The sequence below is a fragment of the Gemmiger gallinarum genome (genome assembly GCF_014982805.1).
Lineage (GTDB): Bacteria > Bacillota > Clostridia > Oscillospirales > Ruminococcaceae > Gemmiger > Gemmiger gallinarum.
In genome coordinates this window covers 434,838-448,617 of the sequence record NZ_JADCKC010000003.1, presented here as the reverse complement: position 1 = coordinate 448,617, position 13,780 = coordinate 434,838, and the positions used below count along the sequence as shown (strand labels likewise).

10 protein-coding genes are annotated in these 13,780 nt (G+C 62.8%); 5 read left to right on the top strand and 5 right to left on the bottom strand.

Annotation, left to right across the window (positions count from 1 at the left end; translation table 11 throughout):
* Window positions 1-38 precede the first annotated feature (38 nt).
* Together cysS and INF35_RS11265 are read left to right on the top strand one after the other, a co-directional pair.
* Window positions 39-1,433: a cysteine--tRNA ligase gene (gene cysS, locus INF35_RS11270; RefSeq protein ID WP_193502492.1), complete on the top strand. Its 1,395-nt coding sequence runs from the start codon at window positions 39-41 to the stop codon at window positions 1,431-1,433.
* A 328-nt stretch (window positions 1,434-1,761) separates the two neighbouring features.
* Window positions 1,762-4,755: a phospholipid carrier-dependent glycosyltransferase gene (locus tag INF35_RS11265; protein WP_193502490.1), complete on the top strand. Its 2,994-nt coding sequence runs from the start codon at window positions 1,762-1,764 to the stop codon at window positions 4,753-4,755.
* A 235-nt stretch (window positions 4,756-4,990) separates the two neighbouring features.
* Here the strand turns inward: INF35_RS11265 and INF35_RS11260 are convergent, their stop codons facing one another.
* The 5 genes from INF35_RS11260 to dnaK form a co-directional block, all read right to left on the bottom strand.
* Window positions 4,991-6,433 carry a lipopolysaccharide biosynthesis protein gene (locus tag INF35_RS11260; protein WP_235983208.1) on the bottom strand — a complete coding sequence of 481 codons (1,443 nt, stop codon included), beginning with the start codon at window positions 6,431-6,433 and terminating at the stop codon, window positions 4,991-4,993.
* Window positions 6,403-6,909 (bottom strand): YgjP-like metallopeptidase domain-containing protein, encoded by a 507-nt coding sequence (locus INF35_RS14080; RefSeq protein WP_328740805.1) that lies wholly within the window; start codon window positions 6,907-6,909, stop codon window positions 6,403-6,405. Before INF35_RS14080 ends, INF35_RS11260 begins: the two co-directional genes overlap by 31 nt.
* Before the next feature lie 397 nt (window positions 6,910-7,306).
* Entirely contained in the window at window positions 7,307-7,720 is a 414-nt protein-coding gene (locus INF35_RS11250) for a cupin domain-containing protein (RefSeq protein ID WP_193502488.1), read from the bottom strand.
* Window positions 7,721-7,835: 115 nt separating this feature from the next.
* Window positions 7,836-8,705: a patatin-like phospholipase family protein gene (locus INF35_RS11245; RefSeq protein ID WP_193502487.1), complete on the bottom strand. Its 870-nt coding sequence runs from the start codon at window positions 8,703-8,705 to the stop codon at window positions 7,836-7,838.
* A gap of 166 nt (window positions 8,706-8,871) precedes the next feature.
* A complete protein-coding gene (dnaK, locus tag INF35_RS11240) occupies window positions 8,872-10,662 on the bottom strand; it encodes a molecular chaperone DnaK (RefSeq protein WP_193502485.1) in 1,791 nt (596 codons plus the stop codon).
* 325 nt (window positions 10,663-10,987) lie between these two features.
* Here dnaK and hisB point away from each other — a divergent pair, with 325 nt between their 5' ends.
* From hisB to INF35_RS11225, 3 genes are all read left to right on the top strand, one after another.
* Complete coding sequence (gene hisB, locus INF35_RS11235) at window positions 10,988-11,575, top strand: imidazoleglycerol-phosphate dehydratase HisB (protein ID WP_193502483.1); 588 nt, start codon at window positions 10,988-10,990, stop codon at window positions 11,573-11,575.
* A 72-nt stretch (window positions 11,576-11,647) separates the two neighbouring features.
* Complete coding sequence (glyA, locus tag INF35_RS11230) at window positions 11,648-12,901, top strand: serine hydroxymethyltransferase (protein ID WP_193502481.1); 1,254 nt, start codon at window positions 11,648-11,650, stop codon at window positions 12,899-12,901.
* Between the two features lie 98 nt (window positions 12,902-12,999).
* Window positions 13,000-13,488: a peptidoglycan-binding domain-containing protein gene (locus INF35_RS11225; RefSeq protein ID WP_193502479.1), complete on the top strand. Its 489-nt coding sequence runs from the start codon at window positions 13,000-13,002 to the stop codon at window positions 13,486-13,488.
* Window positions 13,489-13,780 lie beyond the last annotated feature (292 nt).

Sequence of the window (13,780 nt, the reverse complement as noted above, 5' to 3'; positions counted from 1 at the left end):
CATCGCATAATGCTGCGAAACAGGAAGGAAGTTCCGCCATGCAGATTTTTAATACCATGACCCGCCAGAAGGAAGAGTTTGTCCCCGCCGTGCCCGGCGAATACCGCATCTATGTCTGCGGCCCCACGGTGTACAACTACATCCACATCGGCAACGCCCGCCCCATGATCGTCTTTGACACCCTGCGCCGGTATCTGGAATACCGGGGCAACAAGGTGTACTATGTCTCCAACATCACCGACATCGACGACAAGCTCATCGCCAAGGGCCAGCAGGAAGGCACCTCCATGCAGGAGGTGGCCCGCAAGTTCGAGGCCGAGTACATCAAGGATTCCGAGGGCCTGAACGTCAAGGAACCCACCGTCCGTCCCCGCGCCACCGAGCACATCGGCGAGATCATCAAGATCGTCAAGGACCTGGTGGCTTCCGGCCACGCCTATGCGGCCCGCAACGGCGATGTCTATTTCCGGGTCAAGTCCGACCCCGGCTACGGCAAGCTGAGCCATCTGAATCTGGATGACCTGGAGAGCGGCAACCGCACCCTGCGCAGCCAGATGGACGACGACCTCAAGGAGGACCCCGCCGATTTCGCTGTCTGGAAGGCCGCCAAGCCCGGCGAGCCCTACTGGGAAAGCCCCTGGGGCCACGGCCGCCCCGGCTGGCACATCGAGTGCAGCGCTATGGCCCGCAAGCATCTGGGCAAGACCATCGACCTGCACTGCGGCGGTCAGGACCTGATCTTCCCTCATCATGAAAACGAGATCGCCCAGTCGGAGTGCGCCAACGGCTGCACCTTCAGCCGCTACTGGATGCACAACGGCTTTTTGAACATCAACAACCAGAAGATGTCCAAGAGCGCCAACAACTTCTTCACCGTGCGGGAGATCGCCGACAAATACGGCTACGAGCCCATCCGCTACTTCATGCTGACGGCGGGCTACCGCATGCCTCTCAACTATACCGTCGAGCTCATCGAGAGCTGCAAGAACTCTCTGGAGCGCCTCTACACCTGCCGGGACAACCTGGACTTTGCCATCCAGCACGCCCACGGCGACAGCGACGAGCTGGTGGCCAAGGCAGAGCAGGCAAAGCAGAAGTTCATCACTGCCATGGACGACGACCTCAACACCCCCGACGCCCTGGCCGCCATCTTCGACTTTGTCAAGGAGATCAACACCCTGTCCGACGGTGCCTCCCGCGCCGCGCTGGAACAGGCAGCCTCGGCCTTTGACGAGTTGACCGACGTGCTGGGCCTGCTCTACAACCGCAAGAAGAGCGATGTCCCCGCCGATGTCATGGCACTGGTGGAGGAGCGCGCCGCCGCCAAGAAGGCCAAGGACTGGGCCCGCGCCGACGCTATCCGCGCGCAGCTGACCGAGATGGGCTGGGCTGTCACCGACACCGCCCAGGGCCCCAAGGTGGACCGTCTGTAAGACGCGGCCTGTCTGTTGTCCGGAAGGACGCAGGGAAGGGGAGTGCAGAACAAAGCAGTTGAGGGCTGCCTGTATTTCCCTGCCACAGAACTGAATTGTGAATCAAGGGTCTGCATTCTGTGCGGACCGTCGCACAGAGCGGTGCGCCTATGGGGACACCGCCTGTGACCCAAGCGGCAGCCGCCATGGGGCGGGACCTGCTCCGGAACCCGGAGTGTGCTCCCTGTCCGCAGGGCGGCTGCCGCTTTTCTGCTCATATCACCATACCGGGAAGCAAGGGACGGACATGGTCTATCCCGTTTCTTCCCGAACCTGAAAGGAGAGGCCTATGCCCGAGACCGTCGCCGTCCGAAAGAACCGCCGCCGGGCGCTGTACCTTGTGCTGCTGGCGGCGCTGGTGCTGCGCCTGCTCATGGCCGCCGCCACCGAGGGGTACAGCTACGACGTGAACTGCTTCACCGCCTGGGGGGCAAAGCTGGCATCGGAGGGCCCCGCCAATTTTTACAGCGAGGATTATTTTGCCGACTATCCCCCCGGCTATATGTACGTGCTGGGGCTGGTGGCGGCGGTGCGGGATGGGTTCGGCATTGCCTGGGACGGCGCCCTGGGCCGAATGCTGCTGGCCCTGGTCCCCGCCCTGTGCGACTGCGGCTGCGCGGCGCTGATCTTTTCCACGGCGGAGCGGTACCTGAAAAACGCCCCGGCCGTCCGGCGGCTGACACTGTTTGCCGCCTTCTGCCCCATGATGCTGTTTGACACGGCGGTGTGGAAGCAGGTGGACGGGGCCTTCAGCCTGCCGCTCATCGCCTGCTTTGTTCTGCTGGAGGACCGCCGCTGGCTGCAGAGTGCGCTTTTGTACGGCGTGGCCCTGGCCATCAAGCCCCAGGCTTTCATTGCGGGCCCTGTGCTGGCCCTCTGCTTTCTGGCGGGCATTACCCGGGAGAGCGACGTTCTTGGTCGGCTGCGGGCGCTGGGCCGGACGGCGGCGTCCGCCCTCATCGCCCTGGCGGTGCCTATGGCGGCGGGACTGCCCTTCTTTGGGGTGACCGACCTGCTGCCCTCCCTGTGGGAGAAGTACCTGGGCACCGCCTCCAGCTATCCCTATGCCACCGTCAACGCCTTCAACTGGTTTGCGGCGCTGGGGGGCAACTGGGTCTCGCTGGACACCACGGTCTTTGGCCCGGTCACCTGGCAGACGCTGGGCAATCTCCACATTGTCCTGCTCACGGTGGCGCTGATCGCCGCAGCGGTGGTTTCCCTGCGGGCAGAGCGGTTTTCGCCGCTGCTGCTGTCGGCGGGGTATCTGGTGGGCGTCTTCACTTTTGCCCACAGCATGCACGAGCGCTACCTGGTGCCCGGGGTGCTGCTGACTTTGCTGGCCGCCGCCCGCTGGAATGACCGGCGGCTGCTGGGGGCCGGGGCGGGGCTGAGCTTCACCGCCCTTGTCAATCTGTCGGCAGTCTACTCCCAGAACGACACTGACGATGCCTGGCTGACCAGCGCCACCAGCGCCCTGCTGACCCGTGCGGCGGGGCTGGCCGAGACTGTCTGCTGCATTCTGCTGCTGGTGGCGGTGTATGATATTGTGGTTTACGGGGCAACGGTGCCCCTGGTCCGGCGGGGACAGACGATTTCCCGGCAGCCGGGCATTGACAGGGCACGGAAAAGCCCGGCGGCACAGCCTGCCTGGACCCGCCGGGAACTGCTGGGACTGGGGCTTCTGACCCTGGCCACGGCGGTGGTGAACTTTGTCTATCTGGGCGACATGACCGCGCCCCAGCATCCTCTGGACGCACAGCAGGGAGCGCAGACGGTGGAATTCACCATCGACTCCGACCTGGAACCGGCTACCCTGTGGATCTACCCCGGCGTCCATTCGGGCTCCACCCTGACCATCACCGATGAGGCGGGCAATATCGTCTACAGCGATACCCTGGGGGCGGTGTTCACCTGGCAGACGGTGGCCCTGCCTGCCTCCACCGGCACCCATTGGACGGCGGAACTCACCGGCGGCCAGGTGTTTGAGCTGTCCCTGCGGGGGGCCGACGGCAGCGCCCTGCCCGTCACCGGCGGGGAAGGCCTCTTCGATGAGCCGGACGCCGTCCCCGAGACCATCAGCCAGCTCAACAGCATGTACTTTGACGAGATCTACCACGGCCGCACCGGCTACGAGATGCTCCATAAAATGACCGTCTACGAGACCACCCATCCACCCCTGGGCAAGGACTTCATCATGCTGGGCATCGCCATCTTCGGCATGACCGGCTTCGGCTGGCGGTTTGCGGGCACCCTGTTCGGGGTGCTGCTGGTGCCTCTGGCCTGGTGCTTTGTCCGCCGCCTGACCCGCAAGCCCTGGGTGGCGGCCGCGGCGGCCTGTATTCTGGCCCTGGACTTCATGCGATTCTCCCAGAGCCGCATCGCCACCATCGATATATACGGAACCTTCTTTATCCTGCTGGGCGCCCACTGCATGGTGTGGTACGCCCAGACCGCCCTGGAAAAGGGCATCGACAACGCCCTGCTGCCCATGGCTCTGGGCGGGGTGGCCTTCGGCTGCGGCTGCGCGGCCAAGTGGACCGGCATCTATGCGGGGGTGGGCCTGGCCATCCTCTATTTCGGGGTGCTCTACGCCCGGTGGCGGCGCAAACCGGCCAACTTCCGGCAGGAGTTCGTCACTGCGGCCTGGGGCGGCGTGCTGTTCTATGTGCTGCTGCCCTTCGTCATCTATCTGGGGGCCTATCTGCCCTACTGCTGGAAGGACCCCTCCTTTGGTATCGGGGACTGGTGGAACTGCCAGGTCTATATGTACGAGTACCACTCCACCCTGGATGCCACCCATCCCTTCGAGAGCCGCTGGTATACCTGGCTGCTGGACCTGCGCCCGGTGTGGTACTATCAGAACAGCGCCCTGTCTGCCGATATGCGGGGCAGTATTGCGGGCATGGGCGGGCCGGTGCTCTGGCTGGCGGGGCTGGTCAGCATCCTGACCCTCGCCTGGCGGCAGCTCTCCGGCCGGGGAAGCCGCAGGGGGGGCGCCGTGCTCATCCTTTACGCGGCACAGCTGGTGCCCTGGGTATTTGTGGCCCGGTGTACCTTCCTGTATCACTATTTCCCCAGTTCCATGTTCTGCCTGGCCGCCATCGGTGTGGTGCTGGCGGATATGAAGAACCGCCGCAGGGCCAAAGGCATTGCCATCGGCCTGTGCGCGGCGTCGGCGGTGCTGTTTGTCTGGTTTTACCCGGTGCTTTCGGGATTGCCGGTGCCCTCCTGGTGGGCGGCCAGCACTCTCTGGCTGCCCGGCTGGGGATTTTACTTCATTTGATCGAAGCCCCTCTGTGCAGGACCGGGTACCGACCTGACAAAAGGAAAGCAAATGGCAAATACTGTATTATAAATGAAAATAATACAATTTGTACACTCTGGCCAGAGAAACATGCCTCGCCTCTGAAAAAGCCCATCTGACCAAAAAAATCCCCCGTATGGGAAACCTCCGCCTTTGCGGAGGGACCCAACGGGGGATTTTTGATGGACGGGAGTCTGCCCGGAAAGGGAAACCCTTACTTGCGCCCTTTGGCCAGGCGGGGCAGGAAACGCCCCACCACCATCATGAACATCTGCCACACATCCCGGAAGTTGATGGCGATGACCGCCACGGTGGGAATGAGGCAGAGCCAGAAGGACTCTTCCGGGAAGAGGAAGAGGAGGACGATCTCTGCCAGGACGATGCCCAGATTCAGGGCCATCCAGGCGGGGCGGAAGTCGATTTCCAGCAGTCCCCGGGTGGAGTAGGCGCGCAGGATGAAGACGAGGAAGAGGGACAAAAAGCTGGCCGCAGCCGCGCCCACGGGGCCGAACATCCGGATGAAGAAGTAGTTGAGCACCACGTTGAGGATGGCGCCGGCCAGCATGGTGTACAGCGAGCTGAAGGAGCGCTTGAAGACCACGTAAACGCTGTTGGTGAACTGGTTGAGGCAGGTGCACATGGAGCCCAGTACCAGGAAGGGCACGAACTGCCAGGCATCGAAGTAGCTCTGCTGGAAGACCAGCATGAGGGGACGGCAGAGCCAGACGATACCGGCAGCGCAGCAGAACAGCACGCTGGCATAGACCCGGAACACCTTGGAGAAGAAAGCCTGCCGGTCGGTCTCCTCGCTGACGGCGGAGAGCTGCCAGGCTTCGTAGAAGATCTGTCCCACAATGGTCAGGATCTGGGGCAGGTAGTAGCCAGTGGACAGAAGTCCCGCCCAGGCGTTGCCCGACCTGCCGTCCATGCCGTCGCACATATACTGGACAAAGAACATGTCGGAGGCGTTGATGACCCAGAAGCTGATGGAGGCCGGGATCATGGGCACGCAGTAGCGCAGCATGGACTTCCACAGTTTGGCGCTGAATTTCCGGAAATCCAGATATTTGGCGCATCCGCCTGCGAGAAAGACGAAGACGGTGGACAAAGCATCGCTCATGGCCATGGCCAGCAGGTAACCCACGGCGCCCAGGTTCAGCACATTAAGGAAGATGACATAGCCGGCCAGCAGCTCGGCCATGGTAAGCACGCCGTCGATGGCCACCAGCCGGTTGAGCATGCGGGCGCGGATGAACTGGGTGCACAGGGTGCGCAGACAGCTCATGAGGACGCAGAGATAGAGCAGCGCCATATACTCCCCGGCATTGGGGATCATGACCACCAGGGGCCAGCACAGCACCATGCCCGCAAAGCCCACCCCGATGGTGGCCAGGCCGTTGACAAAGACCGAGCTTTTGTCCACCGCTTTGTCCAGGCCGAAGCGGATGACCGCATAGCTGACGCCCAGGCTGACCACCGGGATGAGCAGATTGGCCACCTGCTGCATGAGCTTGGTGACGCCCATGACATCGGGGCCATCCAGCACATAGCTCAGATACGGCTGGCTGATGAGGCTGAGCAGCTTGGAACTGAAATTGCTGATGGCAAACAGAATGGTATTGTTCATCAGCGTGGAATATCGTTTGTTGTCGGGCAAAATGTTCCCTCCCTATCGGGTCTCTCCGGTGCGCAGCATGGCGCGCCGCGCGGCGTAGTCGGGCAGCAGACGGGCGACCTTCGCCCAGAAGGCGGGGGAGTGGTCCGGGTGCGCAGGCTGCAGCTGCCCCAGCGGGTGTGCATGTCGCGCACCCGCACGGCAGGCATGGGGCCGGGGCAGCGGCCGGCAAAATACGGCCACCAGGCCTCACACAGGGCGCGCATACCGGCCAGAGCCTCCCCCCTGTCGGGCAGAGGCTGAGCGGCCTCTGCGGCACGGCGGCGGGCAAACCGGTCCTGGGTACGGAGCACCCAGGCGGCCCGCCGGGCCACAAAGGCATCGATGACGCCCACCGGCATGGAGGACGGCGCACTGACAGCCACACTGCCGTCGGCCCGCACCCGCAGGTTGAGATTTTTCACCCGGCGGCGGGTGAGGGTAAAGCTCACCCCGCCGGCACAGCGCTGCTGCGGCATGCCGACGCCTCCTCTCTGCCCATGGCAGCATTTATTCTATTATATACGCTTTTGCCGAAAACCGCAACGCGCACCCTGCCCGGGAACAGGAATTTTCTTCCCGGCACAGATGCGCACAAATACTCGGAATATCGTGCATTTTGGCTGCCGGCCCCCGGAGACTGATTATGGAGCGGGGAAGGCTTCTGCCCCGCAGATGCCGCCGCTGCGGCCTTCGGCAGCCGCATTGACTATGAAACAGGACTCTTGGTCAACCTGCTGCATGGGAAAACGAAACTTTTGTGAAAGCTGCTGCCTGCCCGCCTGGACTGCCACCGCAGTAACACAAAACGGCGGAACCGCCCTGCCGGGCGATCCCGCCGTGATTTCAGCTTGCTGTAAGGAAAAAGGGAAAAACTCAGTCGAGTGCACCGTACTGTTCATCGTCCACCGGTTCCAGCCACTCGTTGGAGGTCTCCTCCCCGGGAACCTCCACGGCCAGATGGACAAACCAGCTGTCCCGGGCAGCGCCGTGCCAGTGCTTGACCCCGGCGGGGATGACCACCACGTCGCCGGTGTGCAGCTCCCGGGCGGGCTGGCCCCACTCCTGATACCAGCCCCGGCCGCCGGTGACCAGCAGGATCTGGCCGCCGCCGCTTTTTGCATGGTGAATGTGCCAGTTGTTGCGGCAGCCGGGCTTAAAGGTCACGTTGCCGATGGACACGCCCTGGGTGGTAAGCATGTTCAGATAGGATGTGCCGGTGAAATACCGGGCGTAGGCGGTGTTTTCGCCGCCCCGGGGAAAGACCTCGTACTCGATCTTGTTTGCCATGGTGCAGGCCTCCTTGACAGCCGGAATGATTTCTTCTGACTGTATTGTAGACCCGCCGCCCGGCAATGTAAAATACCTGTTTTGACCGCTATGCCATGCCCGCGGGGCATGAAGCTTACAGCTCCACTCCCAGATAGCGACCCATAGCGGGCAGAGCCTCCCGGGCTTCCTCCCGGCCTTCGTTGATGAGGGTCAGCAGCTTGTTGGTATCCCCCTCAAAGCGGCCCACATCCACGGGACGGCCGGGACGCAGCACAAAGATGCGGCCCTCGGCTTCCAGCTGGTCCATCCGGTCCATCAGGGCGTTGTAGCGCAGATCCATGGTCAGCAGGGAGGCGAAAAACCGGGGATGAGAGGCGTAAAAGTCGCTGTACAGGTCCACCATCCGCTGGGAGGTCACCGGTTTACGGTAGCCCTTGGCCTGGGTGGCCACAACGACGATGTGCTCGAAGCCCTGTTCCAGGGCCCAGTCCAGGGGAATGGAGCAGGAACAGCCGCCGTCCAGATAGGGTTTGCCGTCGATCTTGACGGGCAGGCTGCACAGCGGCATGGAGGCCGAGGCGATCACCGCGCGGATAAAGTCAGAGCAATGACCTTTTTCAAAGTATTCGGGGCGGCCGGTGTTGACGTTGGTGACCACCGAGACCAGACGCTGGGTGCTGGCGTTGAAGGTTTCGTAATCGAAGGGCTCCTTCTCGGCCAGGCTGCCGAAGAGATAGCGGAAGCCCACCACACCCCGATTGCGCAGCACCGCCAGGGGGCCCATATAGCGGGGATCATGACGGTAGCACAGGTTGATGCGGGCACTGCGCCCCGGCTGACGGGCCAGATAGTTGACGGCATTGAGTCCACCCGCCGATACGGCAGCCACAGCGGGGAAATAGATGTCCTTTTCCATCAGAACGTCCAGCGCGCCGCTGGTGTAGCAGCCGCGGAAGGAGCCGCCCTCCAGCAGCAGAACAGAATTCTTGGGAAGTTCCGGCATACAACATACCTCCAGACAAAACAAATATACCCATCCCTGCGCAAAAAGCCGGTTTGAACGGCACCGCAGCACGCAGGGAAAGGGGGACAAACCTGCGAAGGACCCGTGCTCCCGCCGCATCAGACGGCAAGGGAACACGGGTCAGACGACAGTTTGAAGTTTACGGTTATTTTTGCGGCTGAGCACTCTGCTGCGCCTCCCAGGCGGAGAGCAGCTGGGCCGCGGCGGCTTCCAGCGCCTCCCGGGCGGCGTTGATCCGGGCGGTGTCGTCGGGGGTCATCTTTTCGGGCTTCTTGTGCTTCAGGGTGCGTTCCAGCTGGCGCTCGGCATCCTTAATGCGGCTCTTGGACTCCCGGTCCAGGGCCTTGCCCGTCTTGGAGCCCAGGGCGGTGTTGACCCGGTAGACAGCGGACTCCCCGGCATTGACCGCCTCGATGGCGGCCTTGCGGGCCTGGTCTTGCCCGGCATACATGGCGGCATCGTTCATGGCCCGGCGGATCTCCTCCTCGCTGAGGTTGGAGCTGCCAGAAATGGTGATGCTCTGTTCCTTGCCGGTGTCCAGGTCCCGGGCGCTGACCTTGACAATACCGTTGGCGTCGATGTCAAAGGTGACCTCGATCTGGGGTACGCCCGCCCAGGCGCGCTTGATGCCCCGCAGGGTAAAGGTGCCCAGCAGCTTGTTGTCCCGGGCAAATTCCCGCTCGCCCTGAAGCACCTTGATCTCCACGGTGCTCTGGAAGGGCGCCGCCGTGGTGAAGATTTTGGAGAACCGGGTGGGAATGGCCGAGTTGCGGTCGATGAGGTGGGTGGCCACTCCGCCCACCGTCTCAATGGACAGGGTGAGAGGGGTGACATCCAACAGCAGCAGATCCTGCCCGCCGGACAATATCTCGCCGCCCAGCCGTCCCGCCTGCACCGCAGCGCCCAGCGCCACGCACTCGTCGGGGTTGAGGGTCTTGGACGGCTCCAGATCGATCATCCGCATGACCTTGGCCTGCACGGCGGGGATGCGGGTGGACCCGCCCACCAGCAATACCTGGTCCAGGTCGTTGGCGGCCAGTCCGGCGTCGCACAGGGCGTTTTTCACCGGCAGGGCGGTGCGCTCCACCAGATCAGCGGTGAGCTCGTCAAATTTGGCACGGGTCAGGGTGGCCAGCAGATGGAGCGGGCCCTCGGCGCTCGTGGTGATGAATGGCAGGTTGATCTCGGTGACGGTGGCGCTGGAAAGCTCCTTCTTGGCCTTCTCGGCCTCCTCCCGGATGCGCTGCATGGCCACAGTGTCGCAGGAGAGATCAATGCCATGCTCGGCGCGGAACTGTTCGGTCAGCCAGGCGACCACCCGGGCGTCAAAGTCGTCGCCGCCCAGATGGTTGTCGCCGCAGGTGGCCAGCACCTGTACCACCCCGTCCCCGATTTGGATGAGGGATACGTCAAAGGTGCCGCCGCCCAGGTCGTAGACCATGACCTTCTGAGTGCGGCCGTTGTCCAGACCATAAGCCAGGGCAGCGGCGGTGGGCTCGTTGATGATGCGGCGGACATTGAGCCCGGCGATGCGTCCGGCATCCTTGGTGGCCTGACGCTGGGCATCGTTGAAGTAGGCCGGCACGGTGATGACGGCCTCGGTGACGGGTTCGCCCAGATAGGCTTCGGCGTCGGTTTTGAGCTTCTGCAGGATCAGGGCGCTGATCTCCTGGGGAGAATACTGCCGCCCGTCGATGGAAAAGCGGGTGTCCTCTCCCATGCTGCGCTTGACGCTGCTGAGAGTCCGGCAGGCATTGGTCACCGCCTGGCGCTTGGCAGGCTCGCCCACCAGACGCTCGCCGTTTTTGGCAAAAGCCACTACCGACGGTGTGGTGCGCTGCCCCTCTGCGTTGGGGATGACCACAGGCTTGCCGCCCTCAATGACCGCGACACAGCTGTTTGTGGTGCCGAGGTCGATTCCGATGATTTTGCTCATACCTGCATGTCCTTTCAAACAGGAAAACACGGCCGCGGCGAACCGGACCGCATGGCAAAGATTTTGTATCTTTGCATCAAATATTGTACCGCGCACAGCAACAAAAGTTGTTGCGAATTCGTAAACTCTATTGGAAAAATCCGTGTCCGTCCGCAGCTGTCCGCCGCCCGGGGCCATTCATCCCCCAAAGCCCGCTTTTTGAAGCTGTTACGGCAAAAACGGACCGGCAAAGTGCGGTTGACGCCGGGGGTTTGGGGGTGGTATAGTTAAACCGTACATTTTTATGGCGGCCCGGGATCTCCTGTGTGCCGGAAAGGGGACTGACATGTCACGCAAAGCCACCGTCACGCGCAAAACGCGGGAGACCGATATTACCCTGACACTGGAGCTGGATGGCTCCGGCAAGACCGATATCCAGACCGGCATCGGTTTTTTCGACCACATGCTCAACGGCTTTGCCCGCCACGGCCTGTTTGACCTGACCCTGCACTGCAATGGGGATCTGGAGGTGGACTGCCACCACACCATCGAGGATGTGGGCATCGTGCTGGGCACGGCCCTGCGCCAGGCTTTGGGGGACAAGGCCGGCATTGCCCGCTATGGCAGCAGCCTGCTGCCCATGGATGAGACCCTGGCTCTGTGTGCAATAGACCTGGGCGGGCGCCCCTATTTTGTCTACGACGCCGCCTTTGATACCCCGGCCTGCGGCGGCATGGACACCCAGATGGCCCGGGAATTCTTTTACGCGGTGAGCTATTCCGCCGCCATGAACCTGCACCTCAAGGTGTTGTACGGCGCCAACGACCACCACAAGCTGGAGGCCATGTTTAAGGCCTTTGCCAAGGCGCTGGACGCGGCCACCAGGCCTGACCCCCGCATCCAGGGGGTGCTGTCCACCAAGGGGGCGCTGTAATCCTGTTGTTACCCTGCGGGGCGGGGCCCCGCTTTTGAAATTCTGGAACCATATGAGAGGAGCGACGAAAGTATGTATCAGGACATGATGGACACCATCGGCTTTGTGGCCGGCAGCGACCCCGAGGTTGCCGCCGCCATGGGACGGGAGCTTGGCCGCCAGCGCCAGAACATCGAGCTGATTGCCAGCGAGAACATTGTCTCCCCGGCGGTCATGGCCGCCATGGGCAGCGTGCTGACCAACAAGTATGCCGAGGGCTATCCCGCGCACCGTTACTACGGCGGCTGCCAGTACGTGGACGAGGTGGAAAACATCGCCATTGCCCGTGCCTGTGAGCTGTTCGGCGCCAAGTACGCCAACGTCCAGCCCCATTCGGGCGCCCAGGCCAACCTGGCCGTCTACTTTGCGCTGCTCAACGTGGGGGATACCGTCATGGGCATGGACCTGTCCCAGGGCGGTCACCTGACCCACGGCTCTCCCGTCAATATGAGCGGCAAGAACTACAACTTCGTGGCCTACGGCGTGGATGACAACGGCTACATTGACTATGACGCCCTTGCCAAGCAGGTGAACAAGGTCCGCCCCAAGCTGCTGGTGGCAGGCGCTTCCGCCTATCCCCGGGCCATCGACTTTGCCCGTCTGGCCGAGATTGCCCACGGCTACGGCGCCATGCTCATGGTGGATATGGCCCACATTGCCGGCCTGGTGGCGGGCGGCCAGCACCAGAATCCGGTGCCTTACGCCGACGTGGTCACCACCACCACCCACAAGACGCTGCGGGGCCCCCGCGGTGGCCTGATCCTGACCAACAACGAGTATCTGATCAAGCGCATCAACTCCGCCATCTTCCCGGGCACCCAGGGCGGCCCGCTGGAGCACATCATCGCCGCCAAGGCAGTCTGCTTCGGGGAGGCCCTCAGGCCTGAGTTCAAGGACTACGCCCGCCGCATTGTGGAAAATGCCCAGGCCATGGCCGCCGCCCTCACCGACCGGGGCGTCAAGCTGGTCTCCGGCGGCACCGACAACCACCTCATGCTCATCGACCTGTCCGACGTGGACTGCACCGGCAAGGAGCTGGAGCACAACCTGGACGAGGTGCACATCACCGCTAACAAGAACACCGTCCCCGGCGAAAAGCGCAGCCCCTTTGTGACCAGCGGCGTCCGTGTGGGCACCCCCGCTGTGACCACCCGCGGCATGGGCCCCGACGAGATGAAAGTCATTGCCGACTGCATCGCCGACTGCATCTTTGACTTTGAGGGCAAGAAAGCCGAGGTCGCCGACCGGGTTGCCGGTCTGGTGGAGCGCTTCCCCCTGTATCAGTAACGGACCTTCGCGCATACACTGTGCTGGAATGGCACGGCAGCGGACCCGCACCGGGCTGCTGCCGTGCCATCCATTTTGGGGAAAGGAGCTGACTTTTCATGCCCAGCACAGCGCAGCCTCCGTATTGGGGCAAACTTTTACGCAGCGGTTCCCGTGGGCCGGACGTGGCCCTGGTGCAGACCTGGCTCAACAGCGTCCGCCGCCGGTGGACGGCCATCCGTCCGGTGAAGGTGGATGGCCGTTACGGCAGCGCCACCGCCATGGCAGTCAAGACCTTCCAGATGGTGGCGGGACTTCACAGCGACGGCGAGGTGGGGCCGGAAACCTGGGACGGGCTGTATCAGGCGGCAGCGGACCAGTCCGCGCCGGACAACATCTACCCGGGCATCCCCCTCCGCATGGGTCAGAGCGGTGCCACCGTCAAGAGCGCCCAGCAGAAGCTGCAGGCTCTGGTGCTTTCTCTGGAAGCGGACGGTGACTTTGGTGAAAAGACCAGGGAAGCCGTTCAGGCCTACCAGACAGTGGAAGGGCTGAACGAGGACGGGGTGATCGGCCGCCGGACCTGGAACGATCTGTTCGGTCTGTAAGGATGGCCGGAAGACGGGACAGAAAAGCAAACGGTTGCCCGCATAAGGGCTGAGTACCGGCCGCCGAACCAGGGCGCCGCAGACACCGGAAAGCAGGGTCTGCGGCGCCTGCCGCGCTTGAAAAAAGGGACAGGCCCGGCGGGATACAGATGTGAAATTTCCCGCTTTGAGGGTGAAAAGCGGATGGGGGAAAAGCTGCATGACGGCGCAAAATGTTGGTCCCGTGCCAAAATCTGGCCGATGAAAACGGCAGGTTGTCGAATTGACAGGACTGTAAATAAGTTGTAAACTA

Coding starts and splice junctions, on each gene's coding strand:
- INF35_RS11250 (WP_193502488.1), bottom strand. CDS start 7,720: ATGGCAAACAAGATCGAGTACGAGGTCTTTCCCCGGGGCGGCGAAAAC.
- glyA (WP_193502481.1), top strand. CDS start 11,648: ATGTATCAGGACATGATGGACACCATCGGCTTTGTGGCCGGCAGCGAC.
- dnaK (WP_193502485.1), bottom strand. CDS start 10,662: ATGAGCAAAATCATCGGAATCGACCTCGGCACCACAAACAGCTGTGTC.
- cysS (WP_193502492.1), top strand. CDS start 39: ATGCAGATTTTTAATACCATGACCCGCCAGAAGGAAGAGTTTGTCCCC.
- INF35_RS11245 (WP_193502487.1), bottom strand. CDS start 8,705: ATGCCGGAACTTCCCAAGAATTCTGTTCTGCTGCTGGAGGGCGGCTCC.
- INF35_RS11265 (WP_193502490.1), top strand. CDS start 1,762: ATGCCCGAGACCGTCGCCGTCCGAAAGAACCGCCGCCGGGCGCTGTAC.
- hisB (WP_193502483.1), top strand. CDS start 10,988: ATGTCACGCAAAGCCACCGTCACGCGCAAAACGCGGGAGACCGATATT.
- INF35_RS14080 (WP_328740805.1), bottom strand. CDS start 6,909: ATGCCGCAGCAGCGCTGTGCCGGCGGGGTGAGCTTTACCCTCACCCGC.
- INF35_RS11225 (WP_193502479.1), top strand. CDS start 13,000: ATGCCCAGCACAGCGCAGCCTCCGTATTGGGGCAAACTTTTACGCAGC.